Here is a 23,700-nt window from a genome sequence, read left to right as displayed (position 1 = left end):
CAAGGAACGGGCGCCGACCGCGCCCCATCGACCCATGCAACACCACCGGATCCGCGATGCGGAGGACCTCGCGCGCATCGAAGCGCGGCCCTACGCCTCCTTCATGGCCCACGGCCATGTGTACGACGCGCTGTGCGAGGTCGCCGCCCTGCATCCCGCGCGCATCGCGCTGAGCTACCTGCTCGACGCCGATCCCGCGACGCCGCCGCGGCACTGGCAGTACGCAGAACTGCTCGCCGACATCCGCCGCGCGGCGCATCTCTTCGCCAGCCTCGTACCCGGCGAGACGCCGCGCGTCGCGATGCTGCTGCCGGCCATTCCGCAGGCCTGGCTGACGCTGCTGGGCGCCGAGACCGCGGGCATCGTCTGCCCGATCAACTACCTGCTCGACGCCGCGCACCTGGCCGAACTCGTGCGGGCCTCGCGCGCGAACATCCTGGTGGCGCTGGGCCCGCATCCCGAGCTCGACATCTGGTCGCGTGCCGCAACGCTGGCCGACGCCTGCCCCGCGCTGCGCCAGGTGCTCGCCGTCGGCGGGGCGCCGGGCGCGATCGACTTCGACACGGCCCTGTCGCGGATGCCGGCGGATGCGCCACCCGCGCCCTCCACGCGATCCGCCAACGGACTGGCCGCCCTCTTCCACACCGGAGGCACGACCGGCGCGCCCAAGCTCGCGCAGCACACGCATCGCAACCAGCTGCACGCCGCCTGGAGCGCGGCCCAGTTGTATGCAATGCGCGAGGACGACGTGATCCTCAACGGCTTCCCGCTGTTCCATGTCGCCGGCTCCTTCGTCTACGGCTTCTCGGCGCTGCTGAGCGGCGCGCGCATCGTGCTGCCGACCCTGCTCGGATTGCGCAACACGGCATTGATGAGGCGCTACTGGAGCGTCGTGCGGCAGCACGACGTCAGCCTGCTGGCCACGGTGCCGACCGTGATCGCGACGCTGCTCGGCCTCGAGGCCGAACCCGCGGACCACGCCCGCGTCCGCGCCCTGCTCACCGGCGGCTCGCCGCTGCCCAACGAACTGGCCAGCGCCTTCGAGCGGAAGTTCGGCATTCCGGTGCGCAACATCCTCGGCATGACCGAGTGCGCGGGCGTGGTCAGCATCGAACCCTTCCTCGCGCCGCGCGTCCACGGCTCCTGCGGCATTCCGCTGCCGTTCACCGAGGTCAAGGCCGTGGCGCACGACGGCCGCGACTGCGCGCCGGGCGAAAGCGGCGTGCTGCGCCTGCGTGGCCCCAACGTGGGCCCCGGCTACACCGAAGCGCACCGCAACGCCGGCACCTTCGAGGACGGCTGGCTGATCACCGGCGACATCGGCCATGTCGATGCGCAGCGCCGCGTGTTCGTGACCGGACGCGCCAAGGACCTGATCATCCGCAGCAGCCACAACATCGATCCGCAGGTGATCGAGGCGGCGCTGCTCCAGCATCCCGAGGTCGAACTGGCCGCTGCCGTGGGCGAGCCCGACGAGTACGCGGGCGAACTGCCGGTGGCCTACGTGTCGCTGCGGCCCGGTTCGCGGGTCGATGCCGAGGCGCTCTCGGCCTTCGCCAACGCGCGCATTCCGGAGCGGCCCGCGTTCCCCAAGCGCATCGAGATCCTCGCGGCGATCCCGTTGACCGCCGTCGGCAAGGTCTACAAGCCGCGGCTGCGGGCCCTGGCCTGCGAGCACGCCTTGACGCAGCGCCTGCGCGACGCCGGCCTGCTCGATGGCGTGGCCGTCGCGGTGGAGGACAGCGCGCGCGGACTGCAGGCGCGCTTCCGCCGGCGCGGCACGGACGATGCGATGCCCGACGCCGAACGCCTGCACGCGCTCATGCGCGCCTTCGCGATCCCGTACGAGATCGACGAGCGCGCCGGAGGCGGCGCATGAGCCCGCCGGTGCGCCTCGACATCGACGGCGCGATCGCCACCATCACGCTCGACGCGCCCGCCACGCACCACGCGCTGACGCCGCGCATGCTGTGCCTGCTCGCGGATGCGGTGATGCGCTTCGCGGCCGACGACGCCTTGCGCGTGGCCATCGTCACGGCGACCGGCGAGCGCGCCTTCTGCGCGGGCGGCGACCTGTCGCTCACGCTGCCGCTGATGAGCGGGGCCCGCGCGCCAGAGGACGAGTGGGACCGGCGCCTGCTGTCCGACCCGAAGGTGCTCGCGGCCTCGGGGTTGCGCGACTTCGAACTCGACAAGCCCGTGATCGCCGCCATCAACGGCGTGTGCCTGGCCGCGGGCTTCGAGCTGATGCTCGGCACGGACCTGCGCATCGCGGCCGAGCACGCCCGGTTCGGCCTGCCCGAGGCCACGCGCGCGCTGATTCCCTTCGCGGGCTCGATGGTGCGGCTGCCGCGGCAGCTGCCGTGGCCGCTGGCCATGGAACTGATGTTCACCGGCGAGCCCATCGACGCGGCGCGAGCGCGCGAGATCGGCCTGGTCAACCGCGTGGTGCCCGGCCCGGCGCTGATGGCCGAGGCACGCGCGCTGGCCGAACGCATCGCGCGCAACGGGCCGCTCGCGCTGCAGGCGATCAAGCGCACCGCGCGCGCCGCGAGCGGGCTGTCGCTCGCCGAAGGCTTCGCGCTCGAGAACCGGGCCAAGGCCATGGTGTTCGCCAGCGAGGACGCGCGCGAAGGGCCGCGTGCCTTCATGGAGAAGCGCCCGCCCGTCTATCGCGGGCGATGAGGCCGACAGAGATTTCCAACGCAGATGCAGGAGACGACGAGATGAACGAGAGCTACACCCCCACGACGAAGGTTTCGAAGCGAAGGATCTCGCTCGCGGCCTCGGTCATCGCGCTCGCGGTGCAGGCCGGATGCGGTGGCGGCGGCGGAGGCAGCGGATTCGCCCCGGTGGCTTCGGGCCTCGCACCCGCGCCCGCGCCGGCCTCCAATACGCCCGCACCGCCTCCCGCACCCGCGCCGAGCGCGGCCGAAGCCTGCGCCGCCCTGAACGGACTCGGCATCCCCGCCGCCGACATCGCGTTGCCGACTTCGGGCGCCGTGGTCTCCAGCACCACGCTCATCGCGCCGGCGGGCAGCGGATCGACCGCGGTCGGCGAGTACTGCCGCGTCACCGGATCGATCGCACCGGTCGACGCCAGCGCACCCCCGATCCAGTTCGACCTGGCCCTGCCGACCGCCTGGAACCGCAAGGCCATGCAGCTCACCGGCGGCGGCTACGACGGCAGCGTGATCGCGGGCAACGGCAATGCGCCCGGCGCCTCGGGCCTCGCCACGCCGCTGGCGCGCGGCTATGCCGCCTTCGGCAGCGATTCGGGCCACAGCGGCAACGCCGCCGAGGCCAGCTTCGCGCTCAACGACGAGGCGCTCGAGAACTACTTCGGCGACCAGCTGCGCAAGACGCGCGACGTCGCGCTGAAGCTGATCGCGCGGCGCTACGGCGCGGCGCCCGTGCGCACCTATGCCGCCGGCGGCTCCGGCGGCGGCCGCGAGGCGCTCTACGTCGCGGACCGCTGGCCCGCGCTCTACGACGGTGTCATCGCCTATTTCCCCGCCTGGTCGCTGACGGGCATGCTGACCAACTACGCGATCACCTCGAAGGCGCTCGCCGCGCCCGGCGCCTGGTCGAACCCGGCCAAGCAGCAGCTGCTGACCCGCTCGGTGGTCGCGGCCTGCGACGCGCTCGATGGCGCGACCGATGGCGTGATCTCCAAGGTCTCGGCCTGCGCCTTCGATCCCGCGACCCTCGCCTGCCCAGGCGGCGCCGACACCGGCGACGGCTGCCTGTCGATGGCGCAGATCGGCGGCTTCCGTGCCTATGCCACGCCGCTGAAGCTGCCCTACCTGCTGGCCAACGGCACCGACGGCTACGCCGCGCTCAACATCTTCAACGGCGGCCTCATTCCCGCGATGGGCAGCAGCGCACCGGCCACGCCCTCGCGCTTCGACATGGCGTTCGCCACCTACATCGGCGAGTCCTTCGTGAAGTACATGGTCTACCGCGATGCCAGCTACGACCCCTTCCTGTTCGCCGTCGATGCCAACGGCTACGTCCAGCAGCGGCTGCGCTACATCTCGTCGCGGCTGGACATCGATCCCGACCTCAGCGCGTTCGCGAACAAGGGCGGCAAGGTGCTGATCGTGCACGGCATGGCCGATCCGCTGATTCCAGCGGGCTCGTCCGAGGAGTTTTATCGGCGCGCCGTCGCGGCGATGGGCAGCGAGCGGGTCGGTGCCTTCCTCAAGTACTACGAGGTGCCCGGCTACGGGCATGGCAGCGGCGCCTACGACGTGCGCTTCGACTCGGTCGATGCGCTCGAACGCTGGGTCGAGCAGGGCGTGGCGCCTTCCGGGCTCACGGTGACGGATGCCAACGCCGGCAACAACGGCCGCACCCGCCCGCTGTGCGAGTACCCGGCCTGGCCGCGCTACGACGGGACCGGTGACGTCGATCGCGCCAGCAGCTTCAGTTGCGTGCGCTGACCGCGCCGGTGAGGGACAGGTGGCTAGCGGTGCGCGTCGACGTCGGGCTCGTCGTCCGGCGTCCGGTCGCACATCGCGCGCATGCCGTCCTCCAGCGCGTCGATCCATTGGTCGAAGTCCTCGTCGCTGACGGCGACCGACTTCGGGTTGCCGTCCGAGGCGATGATCCAGCGGAAATGGCCGGGAACGGCCTCGTCCAGCTTCAATGACAGGTGGCGATAGCTCATGGGGACATCCTCTCTTCGAAACGCCGACCCTGTGAGCTGATGCGTACCGCCCGTGGAGTCCGATCACCCGACGGCGGTGGCCGGCACGGTTCTTATCCGGCCGTGCCGCCGCCGGGCGAAGTAGGCGAAATGGCCATCCGGTTGCAGGAAAGGTCGGGTCATCGACACCTCTGCGCACCGGTAGCGGCCCCCGCTCGCCCGCCTACTCGCTCACGGCCACGGCCTTGTACGCCGGGTCGGCCGCGATCTCCGCCTCCGTGTAGGGCACGCGCAGCCATTGCTTGGCGCTGTAGGCCCTCGTGTAGTCGGCGTGGTGCGCCGAAGCCGGGTCGTCCGAGAGCGAATAGGTCAGGAAGGTGTCGGCCTCCACCTTGCCGGCCGGAAAGCGAACGATCTGCATGTAGCTGTTGGCGATGACCGAGTCGCCGTCCAGGTTGTAACCGCCGCGATCGAGCCGGTTGAAGGTGGCGGTCGTGGTGAAGACGCCCGTGAGGTCGCTCATGCCGCCGAACAGCGGAATCCTGCGGCCGTTGCGCGTGACGAACAGGTAGTCGCCGCGCGGCGCGTTCACCGGGTAGGGGCTGGCCTCGATGCGCATCAGCGCGGCGCCGAAAACCTGGCGCAAGGCATCGGCCGCGCTGGCCCGGATCTCGCGCGGCGTGTTGAGCGGGTCCTCGGTGGAGAAGGGCACGGCATAGAGATCGGTCTTGGGAATCGCGTTCTCCACGCGGCCCCAGAACTCGTCCCAGACGTGCGCGCCGCGCGCATCGATGTTGTCGGTGTCGTCCCAGGCACGCAGCGCGGCACAGGCCTCGGCGGTCCGGACGGTGCCCGCGGGCGTGTCGCCCAGATAGGGGTCGTTGGCGGCCGCCACGTCGATGCGCGGCACCGCGCACACCAGCGCCAGCACCTGCGCCTTGAAGCGCTCCGCGGTGTAGACGCGGCTGTCGAGCACCATCTGCCGCACCGTCGCGGCGGTGGCCGTCTTGCCCGCATAGCCATCGGTGCCGCTCAGGCGTGCCTGCGCCATCAGGTGGCCGAGGCGAGAGCGGTGGGTGAACCCGGTCTCGACGCCCCCGAAAATGGCCGGATAGCCGGTGAGCCGCTCGTTCGGGTTGGTGAGCCAGGCGCTGGCGTTCATGTTGGCCACGTAGTCGTCGCGCAGCAGGCTGGGCATGCGCGAAGGTCCGACGGCACCCTTCTGCACCGAGTCGGGGTCGGTCTGCCAGTCGCACTCGCTGCGCGATCCGTCGAAGACCGGCACGCGCTCCAGCGCGGTGGCCAGCAACTTGCCCACGGCCGTGGTGCAGCGCTCGGACTGCTGCGGCGAGACGTTCGGTGCGGCCGTGATGTCGGCATACCAGGCCTTGGCGCTGCCACGGCCCACGGCGGTGGTGTTGACCCACGGGATCGCCGCCTCCTCGCGCTGGATGGCGATGAACTCGTCGAGCGACTTCGCCTGGTCCCAGCGCAGCCAGGTCCGGAAGGCGCGGAAGTTGTCGGCGTTGATGTCGCGGATCGCGAAGGCCGTGCGCGGGCTCCAGGCCAGCGCGGGGCTCATGCCCGCGAGGTTGACGAGCGGGCCGTACTCGCTCTTGTAGAGCGTGCGGGTTTGCGCGGGGCCGCCCTTGACCTCGACCGTGAGGGTGCTGGGCTTCATCTTCACCGCCTTGCCGTCGCGCAGATAGCTGGTCGGGTCGCCCTCGGCCAGCGTGAGCTCGTAGAAGCCGAAGCGCCGCGCGGCCGAGACGGTGTGGCTCCAGGCGACGTTCTGGTTGAAGCCGATCAGGATCAGCGGCACGCCCAGAAAGGACGCTCCGCTCACATCGAGCTCGCCGGGGATGGTGAGCTGGGCCTGGTAGAAGCGGTCGGGGCCGCGCCAGTACCAGTGCGGGTTGCCGAACTGCAGCGCGCTGTCGTCGCCCGTTCCCGCGGTACCGAAGGCGTACATGTTGCTGCCCACGCCATGCTTGCCGCCGACCTCCAGGGCGGGCGCCTTCGGGGGCTGCGCGCGCAGCGCGGCGAGTTGCGTGCCCGGCGTGCGGCGCAATGCGCGCGCCGATGCCTGCGCCTGTCCGGCCGTCGATGCGGGCGCGAGCGCACTGGCGATCTGCGTCACGAAATTGCCGTAGCCGGCCGTGAGGTTGGCCGCGTAGAGACGGCGCCAGATATCGCCCGACGTGATCGGAGCCACCCAGGCCTCGCCGCGGCAGGCCGCATGCGCGCCCGCTTCGCCGCCGGCCTTCAGGTCGCGCACGTAGCGGCTGTAGCCCGCCGCGAAGCCTTCGACCAGCTTCTTCAGCTTGTCGGGCTGCGCCTGCGCGAAGGCGTCGACCGCCTCGCCCGAGAACACGTGCTTGTGGAAGAAATCGGATTCGATGTTCTTCGGCCGGCCGATCGTTCCCGGGTACACGAGCAGCGCATCGGCGCCGAAGTTCTTCGACCGCTCGCCGCGGTAGGTGAGGAAGGCATCGGCCATGGTGCAGAGGTTGTCCTGCGCCTGCGCATAGCCATAGCCGTAGCCCACGCCGCCCCAGTCGGCCGCCTTGATGTGCGGCACGCCCATCGCCGTGCGGCGGATCTCGGCCTTGAAGGCGGGAGCGCCGGCGCTCGGAGGCGCCGGGTTGCCGGGTACGGACGGTGCGGTGCCGGCGAAGGAAAAGCCGTTGTTGCCCCCACCGCCGCCGCATGCGGCGAGCGCGGCCGCGATGGCCAGCAGGCCGAGCGGCCGCGTGGCGCGCCAGGGTTGTCGTTGTCTCATCGTGTCTCCTGTGAATCACTCCGCTGGGGAGTGCCGAGGAGGTTAAGGACGGCAGGCGCGTGCCCGTTGTACGCACCGGCCGTCTTGCTCAGGGTGGACCCCAGGTGTGCAACGCGCCGACGTCGGCGCGCACCTGCACCTGCGCGCCGTTGGCGAGAAAGGAAGGCACCAGGCCGAAGCAGCGCTGGTAGGTGCGGCTCATGTGGGCCATGTCCGTGAAGCCGCCCTGGTGCGCGATCTCCGCCAGCGGGCTGCGGCGACTCGCGAGCTGCTGCACCGTGCGCCGCACCTTGGTCCACAGCAGGTAGCGCTTGATCGACAGCCCCAGTTGCTCGCGAAAGAGATGCGTCAGCCGGTCGGGCGAGAGGCAGGCCTCGGCCGCCAGCTCGCGCAGCGGCAGCGGGCCGACATGGGTGCGCGCGCGCTCCAGCACGCGCTCGATGCGCGGATCGAGCGGCAGGTTGCCCAGCGGACGGCCGGCCACGGCCTCGACCATGCGCGTGCTGAGTTCGCGCAACTGGCTGTCGCGCAGTTCGCCCTGCAATGCGGCCTCGAAGCGCTCGCGCAGGCGGCCGAAGCATTGCGCATCGATGACCTGGATGCCGCGATCGCCCTGCACGCCGTCGAGCATGCGCGCCACGCTGGACGAGGGCTCCATGTTCAGCGAGAGCAGGCCGCTGCCGTCGACATCGAGCCGGCGCGGCACATGCGGCGCCACCAGTGCCGCGGTGCAGCGCACCCGCGTCCCGTCCATCCCCTCGAGCGCGAAGGGCCGCCCGCTGGCCGACACCAGCAGCGTGGCCGAGGGCCGCGCCGTCAGGCCCGAGCGAATGGCCGGCGTGATGTAGAGGAAGCGATCGTCCCAGAGATGGAGGTAGTTCTGCATGCCCATGGCGAATGAAACGAGCGGTCTCGCGGCTACGCGCCGTGCTCGGTGGCCTGCTTCAACAGCCTGGTGCCGAACTCGGCCTCCGCCTCGCTCGCCGGCACGCCCTGCGGGCCACGCAGCACGACGACATCCATGCGCAGGCCCAGCATCGCGCGTTCGCGTTCCCGCACGATCTCTATGCCCAGCAGCAACCCGCGCGCCGGTGCGTCACCGGCATCGTCGCGCTCGAACGATTGCCGCAAGGCGTGCAGGCCGCCGTCGGGCCAGGCATCGGCGCAACCGGCCAGTTCGAGCTGTCGCGGCGCTACCGCGGCCATCTCGCCATCCGCGCGAGGCAGGAAGAAGAAGCCACCGGCATGACGGTCGGTCGCGCAGCGCCGCGGTGTCAGCAATGCCGCCAGCGGCAGCTCGACGCTGAGCGCTTTCGACAGCGAGAGGATGTCGGGCGCGTCGCCCTCGATGCCGAGCATCACGCCGGCGCGGCCGTACCGGATCAGGTGCTGGCGGGTATCGGCCCAGAAGGCGGAATCGACGCCGCAAGACATGGAGAGCTCCCTTTGTTCGAGGCCGCGAAGTCTAGGAACGCGGGGAGCCCGCGCCAAGCCAATATTTCTTATTTCAGCTATCAGCGCCGGTTGCGTCCGTGGCCGATCAGACCAACGTGGTTGCAATCAGACCGAATCGGTACGAAAATCGCGCACCCCAGAAATCGCCATGCCTTGAACCGCCATCTCGACATCGACCTGCTGCGCACCTTCGTGGCGATCGCGCAGGCCCGCACGCTGGGCCAGGCCGCGGCCCGTATCGGCCGCACGCAGGCCGCGGTGAGCATGCAGGTCAAGAAGCTCGAGGAGACGCTGAACCAGCCGCTGCTGCATCGCACCGGGCGGGGCGTCGTGCCCACGCTGCACGGCGAACGCCTGCTGGGCCATGCGCGCACCATCCTCCAGCATCACGATGCGGCACTGGCCGAGATCTCGGGCGCGACGCTGTCGGGCACGTTGCGCTTCGGTTGCCCCGAGGACTACGCGGTCGCCTTTCTGCCGCAGATCCTGCGCGGCTTCGCGGACCGGCATCCCGAGGTGCGTGTCGAGGTGTTCTGCGCGCCGACCGCCCGGCTCGACGACCAGCTCAGGAAGCACGCGCTCGACCTCGCGCTGGTCTCCACGCTCGGCATGGGCGGCAGGCTGTCGGTGATCCGCCATGAGCCGCTGGTGTGGGTCGGCCTGCAGCAGGACGTCGCGGCGGCCCGCGAGCCGCTGCAGCTCGCGCTGTCCGACCCCGACACGCTGGACCATCGCGTCGCCTGCGAGCAGCTCGATGCCGCCCGGCGCAGCTATCGGCTGGCCTATGCCAGCGCCAGCATCTCGGGCCTGCTGGCCATCGTGCGCTCGGGCCAGGCGATCGCGGTGCTCACCCGATCCGCCGTGCCGCCGGACCTGCAGATCCTGGAGACCGGCGACTTGCTGCCCGTGCTTCCCACGATCGGGCTGGCGGTGGAATTCAGCCTCGAGCCCGCGACGGCCATGGCGGCGGCATTCGCCGATCACCTGCGAGCGACATTGCCGACGCTCTAGCGACCGTGCTCAGTGGCCCAGCGCGTTCATCGCCGACGCGATGATGTCGTCGCGCCATTCCTTCTGCCGACCCAGCCGAACGGCCGAGATCGCCGCGATGCCGAGTCCCGAGAACGCGAGCGTGATGCGCACGATGCGCTGCGCCTTGGCCTTGAACGGATCGGTGCCGAGCGCCTGGTAGATGAGCAGCGCGATCTCCATCAGCTGCGGCTCGGTGCTCTCCTCGCTACCCGAGAGCCGGTTGGCGAAAGCCGACACGCCCGGCCATTCGAAAGTGAAGTCGACATAGGAGGCGACGACGGTGCGGTCGCGCCGGATGCCGGGGCGCATGCCTTCGACGCTGGCCAGCAGCGCCGTCACATGGTCGCGACCGGCCTGGAAGCCCGCCTCGTAGATCGCCTTCTTGCTCGGATAGCGGTAGAGCAGTCCGGTCTTCGAATAGCCGATCGCATCGGCGATCTGCTGCAGCGAGGTGTTCTCGAAGCCATGCTTGGCGAACAGTCCGGCGGCGCAATCGACGATCCGGGCGTTCATCTGGGACTTGGTGGGCCTGAGCATCGCGGCAGTCTAGCGCAGCGTCCGACCGAAGCAGTCGACTTCCGTTCGAATCGGTACAAAACCGGCCGATGCCCGCCGCGCTCAGCGCTGCGCGAACGACTTCACGTGATCGACCAGCGCGCGCAGCTTGCGCGGCTGGTTCCTTCGGCTCGGAAAGTACAGGAAGAAGCCCGCGAAGCTCGGCAGGAAATCGTCGAGCACCGAGACCAGTTCGCCACGATCGATGTAGGGCCGGAAGGTCTCCTCCATGCCGATCGTGATGCCGGTGTCCGCCAGCGCGGTGCGGATCATCAGCAGCATGTCGTTGGTGGTGATCCTCGGTTCCACCGTCAGCGCGAAGTCGCGCCCGGCCTCGCGGAACTCCCAGCGGTACGGCGCTTCCTTGGGCGAGCGCCGCCATCCGATGCAGCAGTGCGCGAGCAGCTCGCGCGGATGCGTCGGCACGCCGTGCGCGGCCAGGTAGGCCGGGCTCGCCACGACCATCTGGCGCTGCGGGCCGGTGAGCGGAACGGCCACCATGTCCTGCTCGATGACCTCGCCCAGCCGCACGCCGGCATCGAAGCCCGCGGCGACGATGTCCGACTCGTCGTCGGTCACGGTCACGTCGAGCGTGACGCCGGGATGGGCCGCCGCGAAACTGCTGATCAGCGGGCCCGAGAGAAAGCGCTCGGCGATCGAGGTCACCGCGACCCGCAACACGCCGCGCGAGGGGCCCTCGACCGCGGCCTCTTCCAGCGCCGCGCCCACCGTCGACAGCGGCTCGGCGATCTGCCGGTGCAGCGCTTCGCCCGCCTCGGTCAGGCGCACGTGGCGCGTCGAGCGCTGGACCAGCGCGATGCCCAGGCTGTCCTCGAGCCGGCGGATGCCCTGGCTGACGGCCGAACGCGTCACGCCCAGATGGTCCGCGGCGGCGCGGGAAGTTCTGCTCCTTCGCGACCGCGAGGAAGAAGCGCAGCAGGTTGAAGTCGGCATTCATTGGTTAGCAATGCTAACCGGCGCAGTCAGCGATCGGGGAGTTCTCTTAACCGCCGCGCCTTCCTAAAGTGAGCCCATGACTTCACAAACCACCCCTTCTCCAGCGGCCTGCAAGCGCCGGAAACCCACGCGGCGCGGTCTGCTGAGCCTCGGGCTCCTGGCCCTTGGCACGGCCCTCGCCGCCCCCCACCGAGCCCAGGCTCGATCTTCCAAGGAATCGGACATGACAACGCATCCCTATCTCGGCATGTGGGTGACCGGCGACGGCCACGTGCGCCATCAGCTGCTGCCCAACGGCCGCTACGACGAGGCGCGCGGCAGCCGCGAGAGCGCCTACCGCGGCCGCTACGTCATCGAAGGCAACCACATCGAGTACGTCGACGACACGGGCTTCACGGCCGACGGCGACTTCATCGACGGCGTGCTGCACCACGGCGGGATGGTGCTCCGGCGCGTCGCGCCCACCGGCACCCGATGACCCGAACCCTCGTTTCCATCCATAGAAAGAACCCACCATGAACGCAAAGACTTCCAAGGTTATCCTCATCACCGGCGCCAGCAGCGGCATCGGCGAAGCCACCGCGCGCCTGCTCGCGAAGAACGGCGCCACGGTGCTGCTCGGCGCGCGGCGCACCGAGCGGCTGGATCGGATCGTCGCGGACATCGTCGCCGCCGGCGGCATCGCCGAGGCCCGCGCACTCGACGTGACGCGGCGCGAGGACGTGCAGGCCTTCGCGGACCACGCCATCGCGCGCTTCGGCCGCATCGACGTCATCGTCAACAACGCCGGCGTCATGCCGCTGTCGCCGCTCGCCTCGCTCAAGCTCGACGAGTGGGACCGGATGATCGACGTCAACATCCGCGGCGTGCTGCACGGCATTGCCGCCGTGCTGCCCACGATGCAGAAGCAGGGCGCGGGCCACGTCGTGAACGTCGCGTCGATCGGGGCGCACGCCGTCTCGCCCACGGCTGCCGTCTATTGCGCGACCAAGTACGCGGTCTGGGCCCTCTCCGAGGGCCTGCGCCAGGAGCACCAGGACATCCGCGTCACGACGATCAGCCCGGGCGTGACCGAATCGGAGCTCGCCGACACCATCTCGGACCAGAAGGGCCGCGACGAGATGAAGGAGTTCAGGAAAGTGGCGATCAGCGCATCGGCGATCGCGCGCGCCATCGACTTCGCGATCTCGCAGCCCGAGGACGTGGACACGAGCGAGATCGTCATTCGGCCCACGGCCAGCGCGCATTGAGCGGCGCTTCGACGCGCGCCGGGCGCGCCGTTCGGGCGTCCGGCGCGCGATCGCCGCATCCGGCCGCCCGATGGCGGCGCACCACTTCCTCCTTGATGCTGTCGAAGAGGCCGACGACGAGATCCAGCGGCAACCGATGCCGAGCGGCCATCTCGTGGAGCAGCTGCTTGCGCTGCAACTGGCGTCGCGGATCGATGGCCGCCTCACCAGCCAGCGCCTTGAAGGCACCGAGCGCATCGGTCCTGGCGAACCGATGCGCGAGCAAGGCGCCCACCTGTTCATCGATGGCATCGATCTCGCCGCGAAGCCGCGCGAGTTCGGCTTCCACGTCGTGCATGGCTAGTCCATCCGGATGCCCAGCGGCGCGATGTCGCGGCGCAGCCGCACGATCTCCTTGCCCAGCGAGTCGCCGAACTGGGCGGGCGTCGATGCCAGCTTGAAGGTGCCGGGCGTGTTGAAGGCTTTCACGAAGGTCGGGCTGCGCATCGCCTTCGCCACCTCGCGCTGGATCCTGTCGGCCGTTTCCGCCGACATGCCCGGAGGACCGAACAACCCGGCCCAGGCCGGAACGTCGACACCGCGCAAGCCCTTCTCGCCGAGCGTCGGCACCTCGGGCAGTTCGTCCAAGCGCCTGTCCCCGGCCAGCGCGAGCGCGCGCGCCTTGCCCTGCTGGATGATCGGCGTCGCGAAGCCCGAGCCCCAGAACAGCAGGTCGATGTGCCCCGCGATGAGGTCGTTCATCGGCGTGCTCTTGTAGGGGACGTGGATCAGCTTGATGCCCGCCGCCTTCTCGAACAGGGCGCCCACCAGATGGGTCGTGTTGCCGTTCCCCGCGGAGCCATAGCTGATCGTTCCCGGACCGGCCTTGGCGGCGGCCACCAGTTCCTCGAGCGTTCGGTACGGCGAGGCGGCCGGCACCATCAGCAGGAAACCGGCGGTCACCGTGAGCTGCGAGATCGGCGTGAAGCCCTTGAGCGAGTCGTAGGGCAGCTTCTCGTACAGCACGGCATTGGTGGCGTGGCCACCGGTGGTCATGAGCAGCGTGGTGCCGTCCGGCACCGCCTTGTGGACGTCGGACGAGCCGATGATGCCGCTCGCGCCCGGCTTGTTCTCGACGAGGTAGCGGTTGCCGTTGACCTCGCGCAAGGCCTCGGTCAGTTGCCGCGCCAGCTGGTCGGTCGAACTGCCCGCCGCGAAGGGCACGACGACGCGCACCGTCTGCTGGGCCGTCGCCTCGGCGAACGGTGCCGCGAGCGCCAGGCAGGCGAGTGCGTTGACGAGACTGCGGCGACTCGATGCGAACGTGGACATGGGCTGGACCTTTCAGGAGTTGCGGGACGAATCGGTTGCATCGGGCGGACGGGCTCCCGCATGCTGCCGCGAGAGGAAGTGCGCGATCAGCGCGGCGAGCGCATCCGGCGCCTGCACCGCCATCGAATGCCCGACGCCCGGCACGGCCTCGAATGCCGCGTGCTCGATGCGATCGGCCAACGCCCGCATCACGGCGATCGGCACCACCTGGTCTTCTTCCCCGGCGATGCACAGTGTCGGAGCCCCGATCCTCGCGGGCGCGAGCGCGTGAACCTCGAGCGCGAGCGCGCCGCGGCGCGATCCGCTCTTCGGCTGCGCGAAGCGCCGGGCCAGGGCGGGATGCCGGGCCGCATGCGCCGGCGTATAGAACATCGCGGCAAGCTCCAGTGCCGTGGCGGGCAGCCCCTCGCGAAGCCTGCGCAGGCGATCCACCCCCGCGGGGTTCAGTTGCGCCAGCGTTCGGTCGAGCGGCCAGGTATTGACCAGGCACAGCGCCTCGACACGTTCCGGGAAGGCGATGGCCAATGCCTGTGCGATCCGACCCCCGAGCGAGGTGCCCATCACGGCGAAGCGCTCGAAACCCAGGCGGGCCATCAGTTCCACGCCATCGCTCGCCAGGTCCGGAATGCCGTGCGGGCCACCATCGCTCTCGGTATCGCCGCACTCGCGCTGGTCGTAGCTGACCACGCACAGCGGCACCGCTGTTTGCGACGACAGTGCCAGCGACAGCGCCGAGAGGCTTTCGCGGTTGGCCTCGGCACCATGGACCAGCAGGATTGCGCTGCCGCTGCCCTGGATCTCGTAGGCGGTGCGCGAGGCTCGCAGATCCGCGAACCGCGTCATGGCGCATCCCCCGCTTCGTCGGCCAGGTCGAAGGTCAGTTCGAGCTTGAGGCCGAGCGGATCGCGGATGAACAGCTGATGCAGGGTCCACCCCGGCACCGGGGCCTCCGTGTAGCCGATGCCTTCGGCATCCAGCCGGCGCCGGGTCGCGGCGAGCCCGCTGGCGCGAAACGCGATGTGGTCCAGTGCAACCGCCTCGGGACTGGCGGCCCGGCCCGAGGCGTAGAGATGCACAACGGGCTGGCCCGCGGCGTATAGCCAGCAGCCCGCGAACCTCAGGTCCGGACGCGCGCCCGGCACGAGGCCCAGCGCGCGGACGTAGAACTCGCGCAGCCCGTCCAGATCCTCGGCATCGCAGCGCAAGGTGAAGTGGTGCAGCCCATGCACGAGCGCGTTCATGCGACCCTCCGCAGCGCGGTGGCATCGCCGAGGGCGAGGATGCGCGCCAACGCCTGCGCCAGGCTGGCCGCGGGGTCCTGCGGCACCCACGGCATGCGCCAGGCCACATGGCCGTCGGGCCGCACCAGCACCGCGCCATGGAGGCTCATGTCCAGTCCATCGCGCGGGTCGACGGCATCGAGCTGGAAGGCGCGCACCGTGACACCCAGGCGCCGGCCCACGTCCAGGGCGGCCGCGGCCCAGTCGGCGGACCGGGGACCGTGCACGATCACGAAGTCGCGATCGAACAGGTCCAGTGTCGAGCGCTGCCGCGCGAGGTCCAGCCACAGGTGCGGGAAGCGGCCACCGGGCCGGTCCGACGGGTCGTAGCGGCCCAGCGTGAGACCGCGAGAAGCCGTCCCATCGGGCACCAGCGCGCCGTCCTCGTAGGCGAATCCCAGGCCCAGCCCGATGCTGTGGCTGTGGTGCACCACGTCCTTGATCCAGAAGTTGATGGCCTGGAGATTGCGCGCCTGGAAGGCCTCCTCCATCTTCATGAAGCGCACGGTGTTGCCATGGCTGAAGTTGGCGTTGGCCTGGCCGATCGGGCGCCGCTCGGCGTCGTAGCTGTCGAGCAGGCGCTCGCCCGCCTGCTCGCGCAGCACCAGCGCGAGCTTCCAGGCGAGGTTGTGCGCATCCTGGATGCCGGTGTTCATGCCATAGCCACCGGTGGGAGGAAAGCGGTGCGCCGCGTCGCCGATCAGAAAGGCGCGCCCGCGCGCATAACTGGCGGCGACCTGCTTGCTCACGCGCCAGACCGACCGGTTGATGATCTTGACGTCGAGGTTGGGGATGCCCGAGTGGGCGCGCGCGAGGCGCACGACCTCGTCGTCGCTGCGCTGCGGCGGGGTCTGGTCGTGCCCCTCGCCCACCCTCGTCACCGTCAGCCAGCGGTCCGCGCCATTGGTGTTGAGCACGCTGGCGGGCACGACGTCCGGCGCGTCCGGCATGATCCGGAACACGCCGATCTGCCGCACGCTGGGCAGGTGCGACAGATCGCCCTGCCAGTAGTCGTTGTTCATGATCGCCAGGCTCGCGGGCCCCGTCATGGCGATGTCCAGCTGGCGGCGCAGGCCGCTGCCCGCGCCATCGGCCGCGACCAGATAGCGCGCCGACCAGCGCGTCTCCTCGCCGGTGGCCGTGTCGCGCGTGAAGGCCTGGATGCCCTCCGCGACCTCCTCGTGCCGCAGGAACTCGGTGCCGTGGCAGACGCGCCCCCAGCGCGAGCGGCGCACCACCTGGAACAGCTCTTCCTCCACCACGTCCTGGGACACCGTGCATTTCCAGGCGGGCGTCTGGCCGAGGTCGATCTCGCGCGGAACGCGCCCGTACTCGTGGCCGGCGATCGACGTCACGAAGGCGAAGCCGTTCGCGTCGTCGGGCAGGCCCCGGGCCTTGACCGCGCGCTCGATGCCCCATTGGCGAAACAGCTCCATCGTGCGCACCCAGGCGCCGCGGGCGCGCGGATGATCGGTCAGGCCGGCATTGCGCTCCACGAGCACGAAGGGGATCTCGAAGCGGTCCATCAGCAGCGCCATGGCCAGGCCGCTCGGTCCGCCCCCGACGATGAAGACGGCCGTGGTGTTCGGTGCTGGCGCGAGGGGGATGGGTTTCATGGCTCGAATTCGCTATAACGGGTGGAACATCTGCCTGCGTTCCCGCAGGACAGATGAACTCTCTCACCGGCAGCGCATTCCACGGTAGCGTGGGCCTGCAAACAAATAGCGAGATCGGGCCATGAATGGTGCGCCTCTGTCGTTTTCGACCCTGTTCGCCTACAGGCAGGCGCTCAACGAACTCGGCGACCGCCGCGGCGGCCATCGCGTGCTCGCCATCTCGGCTGCCAACATGCCTTCGTTCTCGGGCCGCAACGCGAAGCACGAGGGGCGCTGGCACCAGCACCATCGCGGCCAGCTGATGTGCATTGCCGACGGCCTGCTCCAGGTGCGCACCGAACGCGGTGCCTGGGCCGTGCCACCGCGGCGCGCGGCCTGGGTGCCGCCCGGCGAGCGGCATGCCGTCAACAGCAACGGCGTGACCCACACCTGGAACCTCTACCTGTCGCCCGCGGCGAGCAAGGTCCTGCCCGACAGGCCCTGCGTCATCGAGGTCAACGACCTCGTCGAAAGCATCGTGGCGCGCGCCGTCGAATGGACCTCGCAACCGGCCCTGTCCGCCGCGCAGGGCCGGCTGATGGCCGTGCTGATCGATGAACTGGCCGCGGCGCCGCACGACCGCATGCAGCTGCCGATGCCGCGCGACCGCCGGCTGCAGCGGATTGCGGCGGCGATCCTCGACGACCCGGCCGATCCGCGCACGCGCGAGCAGTGGGCCGCATGGGCGGGCCTGTCCGCGCGAACGCTGAGCAGGCTGTTCCAGGAGGAGGTGCGGATCAGCTTCGCCCACTGGCGCGAGCAGGCGGTGCTGATGACCGCGATGGAGCAACTGACCCAGGGCGCGAGCGTGGGCAGCGTCGCCGATGCGCTCGGCTATGCCACGCCCAGCAGCTTCATCGCGATGTTCCGCAGGCACTTCGGCGTGCCGCCGGCGCGCTACATCAAGGCCCAGTAGGACCCGCGTCGCCGGCCTGACGCGATCTTCATGACAGCCGCAAGCGTCACGCCGCTGACACGCCCACGTCACCCCGTCTTCCTACGCTGCGCGCCTTCATCCTTTCGTTCAGCTTGCAATGAATTTCTCCGACGATCCGCGCGGCACGACCTCGCCGCGCGACGCCTCGCCTTCCACGCCGCATCCGGCCCCCGCTCCCGAATCCATCACGCCGCCGCGCCGCGACCTGCTCAAGCTCGGCGCCTCGCTGCTGACCCTCGGCGGCAGCGGTGCGCTGCTCGCCGCCTGCGGTGGCGGCGGTGGCGGCTCGCCGGTGCTGGGCGCCCTGCCCGCACCCGCGCCGGCGGCCCCCGCGCCGGCACCCGCGCCAGCGGTCGCCGCGAAGATCTCGAGCTTCGCGCTCGCGGTGATGCCCGACACCCAGTTCTACGCGCGTTACGCCACCGCGGCCGAGAGCGACCAGTACGACAAGCGCTTCGGCAGCGCGCCCTTCGCCGCCCAGACGAAGTGGATCGCCGACAACGCCAAGGCGCTCAACATCCCCTTCACCATCCACCTCGGCGACGTGGTCGACCAGGTCGGCAAGCCCGACCAGTGGAAGGTGGCCGATGCGGCGATGAAGCTGCTCGAGGACGCGAAGCTGCCTTACAGCGTGCTGGCCGGCAACCACGACGTGCTGCGCGACATCGACTACGGCGTCGACCCGGTCGGCGGCACCGACGCCGACCGCGATCCGAGCAAGGAGCCCTACCTCCAGTGGTTCGGCACCGAGCGCGCGAAGAAGCAGGCCACCTTCGGCGGGCGCGACCCGAGCGGTTTCCACGAGTACCACGTGTTCGAGGCGCAGGGCCAGAAGTTCATGGTGCTGTCGCTGTCGTGGCGCATCTCCGCCGCGGGCATTGCCTGGGCGCGCCAGGTGATCGCGAAGAACCCGACCCTGCCGGTGATCCTGTCGAACCACCAGCTGCTCAACATCGATGCCGACGGTACCAGTCCGCTCGAGACCGACTACGGCAAGATGCTGTGGGAGAAGCTGATCCGCGACAACGACCAGATCTTCATGACGCTCAACGGCCACCACCACGGCGCCGCGCACCTCACGAAGACCAACGACTTCGGCCACAAGGTCGAGGAGATGGTGGTGGACTACCAGATGGCCTACCAGGGCGGCAACGGCCTGATGCGCCTCTACGAGTTCGACCTGACGAACAAGAAGATCAAGGTGCTGTCGTTCTCGCCATGGGTGCCGCAGAAGCCGGCCGCCACGCTCAACGCCTTCGACCAGGCGGTGCTGACCACGCCCAACGAGGCCTTCGAGATCGAGATGGATTTCGCGCAGCGCTTCGCCGGCTTCAACAAGGCTTTCGGCAGCGGCAGCGCGGTCATCGAGGGTTCGCTGGTCGACAAGGCGCGCACGATGATCCTCGCCAACTACAAGGACCCCGAGACCGTCGCGCAGCGCCCCGCCGCCGACGCGGAGGACTATCCGAAGGTCGCGAACACGCTGGCGCACTGGCGCTTCTTCGGCGGCGCGCTCAACCAGCCGGTGCTGCCGGGCACGGTGGTGGCCGACGTCACGGGCAACAACCCGCTGCACCGCGATGCGCTCGACCAGGGCGGCGTGAAGGGCGCGGCCAATGGCGACGTGGTGTGGACCGACGACCGCCATCACCTGTCGGCGGCGCCGGGCTCGGTGCGCTTCCTCAACACCAACAAGAACACGCCGCGCCTGAGCTACTTCCTTACCGACGCCAGCGCGCCGATCAATGCGCAGACGCTGGAGAACGGCTACACGGTCGAGGCCTTCGTCAAGATCGACAAGAGCTGGACCAGCGGCAACCAGGCGTGGATGAACATCATGACGCGCGACGGCCGCCGCGGCGACCTCGCGGGCTATGCGGGCGGCGACGGCGAATCGCCGCCGATGCTGTTCGCGATCTCGAGCCTGCGCGAGGTGCAGTGGGAGGTGGTGCCGAGCCCCGCGGGCCGGCGCGAGCCCAAGGCCAACTGGTCGGGCGAGGTGATCGCCGACCGCTGGGTGCACATCGCCATCGTGAACGACCCGGCCTCGCACGACACCACCATGTACGTCGAGGGCGCACCGGTGCTGCGCAACGCCGCCGCGATCCCCGGCCTGGCCACGCTGTCGGCGAGCTCGCCCTGGGTGGTGGGCGGCGGCTCGTGGGACGGCGCCCGCGCCGACGGCTTCTTCGGCAACATCGGCGAGGTGCGCGTGGTCGCGGCGGCCTTGACGCCGTCGCAGTGGCTCACCGCGCGGCGCTAGGGGCGCGGGACAACTTCAGGACGTGGCCGGAAACGCCGCCGGCCTGCGGTCCGCCCACGGCGCCGCACGCTCGATCTGGCCCGCGAGCTGGTACAGCGTGTCTTCCGCACCGAAGCGCCCCGTGAACTGCACGCCGATCGGCAGGCCTTCGGTCGACCAGTGCAGCGGCACCGACATCGCGGGATTGCCCGCCACGTTCCAGATCGAGGTGTAGCCCGTGTGGCTGCGCGCGATGGCCTTGTAGGTCGCGAGGTCGGTGCTCTCCATGTCGACCTCGCCGAGCTTGTGCGGCGGCGTCGCGCAGACGGGTCCGAGCAGCACGTCCCACTTCTCGAACTGCTGGCCCAGCGCGCGGCTCGCGCGCTGCAGGGTCTGGATGGCGTTGAGATAGGTCTGCGCGCTGACCTCGCGGCCGGCCTCGGCGAACAGCGCGGTCACGCGCTGCAGGTCGCGGCCGCTGAAGTCGCGGCCGAGCTGCCGGTTGCGGCGCAGCAGCGAGGTGTACATGCTGGCGTGGATGATGTCGGCCCGGCACTGAAGGTACTCCTCGTCGGGAATCACGTCGTCCAGCGCGGGATCGACCCACTCGACCTGGTGGCCCAGCGATTCGCACAGCTTGGCCGCGTTCTCGACGCCGGCGCGCACCTGCGGATCGAGCGCCACGGCCTCGAAGGACTTGAGCGAGACGGCGATGCGCAGGCGCTGCGGATCGCGCTTCGTCAGCTCGAGGTACGAGGCCGCGGGCGGCGGTGCCCAGTACGGATCGCCGGGCGCGGCGCCCTGCGAGACGTCGAGCAGCACCGCGCTGTCGCGCACCGAGCGCGTCACCACGTGGTGGATGGTCATGCCGGCCCAGCTCTCGCTGATGTGCGGGCCGAGCGGCACGCGCGCGCGCGTGGGCTTGAGACCGAACAGGCCGCAGTGCGAAGCGGGGATGCGGATCGAGCCACCGCCATCCGCCGCGTGCGCGCTCGGGATGATGCCGCCAGCCACCGCCGCGGCGGCGCCGCCGCTCGAACCGCCCGTGGTGTGCTCCAGGCTCCACGGGTTGCGGCAAGGGCCGAACATCTCGGGCTCGTTGGTGGCGCTGATGCCGAACTCCGAGAGACTCGACTTGCCGAAGATCACGAGGCCGGCGCGCACGTAGCGCTCGGCCAGGGTGCTGTCGATCGGCGAGCTGAAGTCGGCGAACAGGCGCGAGGCGCTGGTGGTCTTGGTTCCGGCATAGAACACGCCCAGGTCCTTGAGCAGGAAGGGCACGCCACGCAGCGGGCCGTCGGGCAGGCCCTGCGCGATGCGGTCGCGCGCGAGGTCGAAGAAGCGCGTGGTGACGGCGTTGAGCACGGTGTCGCGCGCCTCGGTGCGGGCAATGGCCTCGTCGAGCAGTTCCTCGGCCTTGAGCTCGCGGCGGCGGACCAGGTCGGCCATGGCCACGGCATCGAGCTTGTCGTATTCGGCAATCATCGGTATCGCTTTCCTTGTGTGAGTGGATGTGCAGTCAGCGGAAATGGCAGGCCACCCATTGGCCCGCCGTCTTTTGTTCGAGCACCGGCTCTTCCTCGGCGCAACGCGCCTGCGCCATCGGGCAGCGCGTGTGGAAGCGGCAGCCCGAGGGCGGCCCGGCCGGGTTGGGTGGATCGCCCTTGAGCAGCCGGCGCTGCGTGCGCACGCGCGGGTCGGGCACCGGCACCGCCGACAGCAGGATCTCGGTGTAGGGATGCAGCGGCGCGCGAAACAGCGTGTCGCGCCCGGCGATCTCGACGATCTTGCCGAGGTACATCACGGCCACGCGGTGGCTGATGTGGCGCACCACCGCGAGGTCGTGCGCGACGAACAGGTAGGCGATGCCGAACTCGGCCTGCAGGTCGGTCAGCAGGTTGATGACCTGCGCCTGCACCGACACGTCGAGCGCCGACACCGGCTCGTCGCAGACGATCAGCTTCGGGTTCAGCGCCAGGGCGCGCGCGATGCCCAGGCGCTGGCGCTGGCCGCCCGAGAACTCGTGCGGCAGCTTCTTCATGGCCTCGGGCCGCAGGCCGACCTTCGAGAACAGCCACGCCACGCGCTCGTTGCGCTGCGCGCCGTTGGACTCGCCGAAGTTGCGCAGCGGCTCCGCCACCAGCTCGCCGGCGGTCATGCGCGGATTGAGCGAGGCGTAGGGGTCCTGGAAGATGATCTGCATCTCGCGCCGCTGCTCGCGCATCGCGCCGGCGTCGAGCGAGAGCAGGTCGCGGCCGTTGAGCCGCACCGTGCCCGAGGTCGGCTCGATCAGCCGCAGGATCGACTTGCCGGTGGTGGTCTTGCCGCAGCCCGACTCGCCGACCAGCGCCAGCGTCTCGCCCGCGGCCACCGAGAACGACACGCCATCGACCGCATAGACCTTCGAGGCCTTGCGCCGCGAGATCCACGAGCCCGGCGACTGGTAGTGCTTGCGCAGGTCGCGCACCTCGAGCAGGGGCGTGCCCGCCTCGGTCGTTGCGTTCGTGCTCATGCGCCGGCCTCCTGCATCAGGACGGCCTGGGCCGTCGGTACTTCGGTCTTGCGCACCAGCTCCTCGACATGGAAACAGGCCGACAGGTGCGACGCGCCCGCGCCGTGTTCCTCGAGCGGCGGCACCTCGTTGCGGCAGCGTTCGCTCGCGAAACCGCAGCGCGGCGCGAAGGCGCAGCCGCGCACCGCCTCGTGCGGCGAGGGCACGATGCCGGGGATCTCGGTCAGCCGGGCGCTGTGGGTGTTCATCGAGGGCATCGAGGCCATCAGCGCGCGCGTGTAGGGATGCAGCGGCCGTTCGAACAGGTCGAGCACGTCGGCCTCCTCCACCTTGCGCCCGGCATACATCACGACCACGCGGTCGCAGCATTCGGCCACCACGCCGAGGTCGTGCGTGATCATCACGATGCCCATGCCGAGCTCGCGCTGCAGGCCGCGCAGCAGCTCGAGGATCTGGGCCTGGATCGTCACGTCGAGCGCGGTGGTCGGCTCGTCGGCGATCAGCAGCTCGGGATGGCAGGCCAGGGCCAGCGCGATCATCACGCGCTGGCGCATGCCGCCCGAGAGCTGGTGCGGGTACTCGTTCACGCGCCGCTGCGGCTCGGGGATCTGCACCAGCCGCAGCATCTCGGTGGCGCGCGCCAGCGCCTCGCGACGGCCCACCTGCTGGTGCAGCATCACGGTCTCGGCGATCTGCCGGCCCACGGTCAGCACCGGGTTCAGCGAGGTCATCGGCTCCTGGAAGATCATCGAGATGCGGTTGCCGCGGATGCGGCGCATCTCGGCCTCGCTGAGCTTCAGCAGGTCGGCGCCGCGGTAGCGGATGGCACCGCCGGCGAAACGCCCGGGCGGGGTCTGGATCAGCCGCATCACGGACAGCGCCGTCACGCTCTTGCCGCAGCCCGACTCGCCGACCACGCCGACCGTCTGGCCAGCCTCGACGCGGTAGGAGACGCCGTAGACCGAGCGCACCTCGCCGGCCAGGGTGTCGAAGTAGGTGTGCAGGCCGTCGATCTCGAGCAGCGGCGCATCGCCCGCGCGGTGCGCCGCGCCCTTGGCGGCCAGGGGGGTGTCGTTCATGG

General features: G+C 70.2%; 22 protein-coding genes. 8 read left to right on the top strand and 14 right to left on the bottom strand.

Annotation, left to right across the window (positions count from 1 at the left end):
- The first annotated feature begins 34 nt into the window (after positions 1-34).
- The 3 genes from ACHMXE_RS09130 to ACHMXE_RS09120 are packed head-to-tail and all read left to right on the top strand — an operon-like array spanning position 35 to position 4,445.
- Positions 35-1,879: an AMP-binding protein gene (locus ACHMXE_RS09130; RefSeq protein ID WP_395345784.1), complete on the top strand. Its 1,845-nt coding sequence runs from the start codon at positions 35-37 to the stop codon at positions 1,877-1,879.
- A complete protein-coding gene (locus ACHMXE_RS09125; RefSeq protein WP_395345783.1) occupies positions 1,876-2,685 on the top strand; it encodes an enoyl-CoA hydratase/isomerase family protein in 810 nt (269 codons plus the stop codon). Before ACHMXE_RS09130 ends, ACHMXE_RS09125 begins: the two co-directional genes overlap by 4 nt.
- Positions 2,686-2,726: 41 nt before the next feature.
- The gene (locus ACHMXE_RS09120; RefSeq protein WP_395345782.1) at positions 2,727-4,445 is read left to right on the top strand and encodes a tannase/feruloyl esterase family alpha/beta hydrolase; all 1,719 of its coding nucleotides are present in this window, start codon (positions 2,727-2,729) and stop codon (positions 4,443-4,445) included.
- 23 nt (positions 4,446-4,468) lie between these two features.
- Here the strand turns inward: ACHMXE_RS09120 and ACHMXE_RS09115 are convergent, their stop codons facing one another.
- The 4 genes from ACHMXE_RS09115 to ACHMXE_RS09100 form a co-directional block, all read right to left on the bottom strand.
- Positions 4,469-4,672 carry a type II toxin-antitoxin system Phd/YefM family antitoxin gene (locus tag ACHMXE_RS09115; RefSeq protein ID WP_203207785.1) on the bottom strand — a complete coding sequence of 68 codons (204 nt, stop codon included), beginning with the start codon at positions 4,670-4,672 and terminating at the stop codon, positions 4,469-4,471.
- 202 nt (positions 4,673-4,874) lie between these two features.
- Positions 4,875-7,433: a penicillin acylase family protein gene (locus ACHMXE_RS09110; protein ID WP_395345781.1), complete on the bottom strand. Its 2,559-nt coding sequence runs from the start codon at positions 7,431-7,433 to the stop codon at positions 4,875-4,877.
- Between the two features lie 88 nt (positions 7,434-7,521).
- On the bottom strand, positions 7,522-8,319 hold the full coding sequence (locus ACHMXE_RS09105; RefSeq protein WP_395345780.1) for a helix-turn-helix domain-containing protein: 798 nt from the start codon (positions 8,317-8,319) through the stop codon (positions 7,522-7,524).
- Between the two features lie 32 nt (positions 8,320-8,351).
- Positions 8,352-8,924, bottom strand: a complete 573-nt coding sequence (locus ACHMXE_RS09100) for a hypothetical protein (RefSeq protein WP_395345779.1) — start codon at positions 8,922-8,924, stop codon at positions 8,352-8,354.
- Positions 8,925-9,041: 117 nt separating this feature from the next.
- Here ACHMXE_RS09100 and ACHMXE_RS09095 point away from each other — a divergent pair, with 117 nt between their 5' ends.
- A complete protein-coding gene (locus tag ACHMXE_RS09095; protein ID WP_395345778.1) occupies positions 9,042-9,899 on the top strand; it encodes a LysR family transcriptional regulator in 858 nt (285 codons plus the stop codon).
- Between the two features lie 9 nt (positions 9,900-9,908).
- On the opposite strand, the gene ACHMXE_RS09090 is transcribed toward ACHMXE_RS09095, so the two are convergent.
- Both ACHMXE_RS09090 and ACHMXE_RS09085 read right to left on the bottom strand, forming a co-directional pair.
- Positions 9,909-10,457 carry a TetR family transcriptional regulator gene (locus ACHMXE_RS09090; protein ID WP_209545597.1) on the bottom strand — a complete coding sequence of 183 codons (549 nt, stop codon included), beginning with the start codon at positions 10,455-10,457 and terminating at the stop codon, positions 9,909-9,911.
- A gap of 81 nt (positions 10,458-10,538) precedes the next feature.
- Entirely contained in the window at positions 10,539-11,348 is an 810-nt protein-coding gene (locus tag ACHMXE_RS09085) for a LysR family transcriptional regulator (protein ID WP_395345777.1), read from the bottom strand.
- 307 nt (positions 11,349-11,655) lie between these two features.
- Between ACHMXE_RS09085 and ACHMXE_RS09080 the strand changes: the two genes are divergently transcribed.
- Together ACHMXE_RS09080 and ACHMXE_RS09075 are read left to right on the top strand one after the other, a co-directional pair.
- The gene (locus ACHMXE_RS09080) at positions 11,656-11,910 is read left to right on the top strand and encodes an Atu4866 domain-containing protein (protein ID WP_209545598.1); all 255 of its coding nucleotides are present in this window, start codon (positions 11,656-11,658) and stop codon (positions 11,908-11,910) included.
- A gap of 37 nt (positions 11,911-11,947) precedes the next feature.
- Entirely contained in the window at positions 11,948-12,682 is a 735-nt protein-coding gene (locus ACHMXE_RS09075) for an SDR family oxidoreductase (RefSeq protein ID WP_395345776.1), read from the top strand.
- On the opposite strand, the gene ACHMXE_RS09070 is transcribed toward ACHMXE_RS09075, so the two are convergent.
- The 5 genes from ACHMXE_RS09070 to ACHMXE_RS09050 are packed head-to-tail and all read right to left on the bottom strand — an operon-like array spanning position 12,654 to position 16,889.
- A complete protein-coding gene (locus ACHMXE_RS09070; RefSeq protein WP_395345775.1) occupies positions 12,654-13,019 on the bottom strand; it encodes a chorismate mutase in 366 nt (121 codons plus the stop codon). The two genes, ACHMXE_RS09075 and ACHMXE_RS09070, sit on opposite strands and share 29 nt — an antisense overlap.
- A gap of 2 nt (positions 13,020-13,021) precedes the next feature.
- Positions 13,022-13,993 (bottom strand): Bug family tripartite tricarboxylate transporter substrate binding protein, encoded by a 972-nt coding sequence (locus ACHMXE_RS09065; RefSeq protein WP_395345774.1) that lies wholly within the window; start codon positions 13,991-13,993, stop codon positions 13,022-13,024.
- A gap of 12 nt (positions 13,994-14,005) precedes the next feature.
- The gene (locus tag ACHMXE_RS09060; RefSeq protein WP_395345773.1) at positions 14,006-14,836 is read right to left on the bottom strand and encodes an alpha/beta fold hydrolase; all 831 of its coding nucleotides are present in this window, start codon (positions 14,834-14,836) and stop codon (positions 14,006-14,008) included.
- Positions 14,833-15,234 carry a VOC family protein gene (locus ACHMXE_RS09055; RefSeq protein WP_395345772.1) on the bottom strand — a complete coding sequence of 134 codons (402 nt, stop codon included), beginning with the start codon at positions 15,232-15,234 and terminating at the stop codon, positions 14,833-14,835. Before ACHMXE_RS09055 ends, ACHMXE_RS09060 begins: the two co-directional genes overlap by 4 nt.
- On the bottom strand, positions 15,231-16,889 hold the full coding sequence (locus ACHMXE_RS09050; protein ID WP_395345771.1) for an FAD-dependent monooxygenase: 1,659 nt from the start codon (positions 16,887-16,889) through the stop codon (positions 15,231-15,233). Before ACHMXE_RS09050 ends, ACHMXE_RS09055 begins: the two co-directional genes overlap by 4 nt.
- A 121-nt stretch (positions 16,890-17,010) precedes the next feature.
- Here ACHMXE_RS09050 and ACHMXE_RS09045 point away from each other — a divergent pair, with 121 nt between their 5' ends.
- Both ACHMXE_RS09045 and ACHMXE_RS09040 read left to right on the top strand, forming a co-directional pair.
- Entirely contained in the window at positions 17,011-17,844 is an 834-nt protein-coding gene (locus ACHMXE_RS09045; protein ID WP_395345770.1) for an AraC family transcriptional regulator, read from the top strand.
- Positions 17,845-17,962: 118 nt separating this feature from the next.
- Entirely contained in the window at positions 17,963-20,128 is a 2,166-nt protein-coding gene (locus ACHMXE_RS09040; RefSeq protein ID WP_395345769.1) for a LamG-like jellyroll fold domain-containing protein, read from the top strand.
- Between the two features lie 15 nt (positions 20,129-20,143).
- Here ACHMXE_RS09040 and ACHMXE_RS09035 read toward each other — a convergent pair whose 3' ends face one another.
- Genes ACHMXE_RS09035 through ACHMXE_RS09025 form a run of 3 tightly spaced genes read right to left on the bottom strand, consistent with a single transcriptional unit; the run spans position 20,144 to position 23,698 of the window.
- Positions 20,144-21,592, bottom strand: a complete 1,449-nt coding sequence (locus ACHMXE_RS09035; protein ID WP_395345767.1) for an amidase — start codon at positions 21,590-21,592, stop codon at positions 20,144-20,146.
- A 34-nt stretch (positions 21,593-21,626) separates the two neighbouring features.
- Entirely contained in the window at positions 21,627-22,619 is a 993-nt protein-coding gene (locus ACHMXE_RS09030; RefSeq protein ID WP_395345765.1) for an ABC transporter ATP-binding protein, read from the bottom strand.
- Entirely contained in the window at positions 22,616-23,698 is a 1,083-nt protein-coding gene (locus ACHMXE_RS09025; RefSeq protein ID WP_395345763.1) for an ABC transporter ATP-binding protein, read from the bottom strand. Before ACHMXE_RS09025 ends, ACHMXE_RS09030 begins: the two co-directional genes overlap by 4 nt.
- Positions 23,699-23,700 lie beyond the last annotated feature (2 nt).

Source organism: Variovorax sp. UC122_21 (assembly GCF_044056785.1).
GTDB lineage: Bacteria > Pseudomonadota > Gammaproteobacteria > Burkholderiales > Burkholderiaceae_C > Variovorax.
This window is presented reverse-complemented; position numbering and strand designations above follow the sequence as displayed.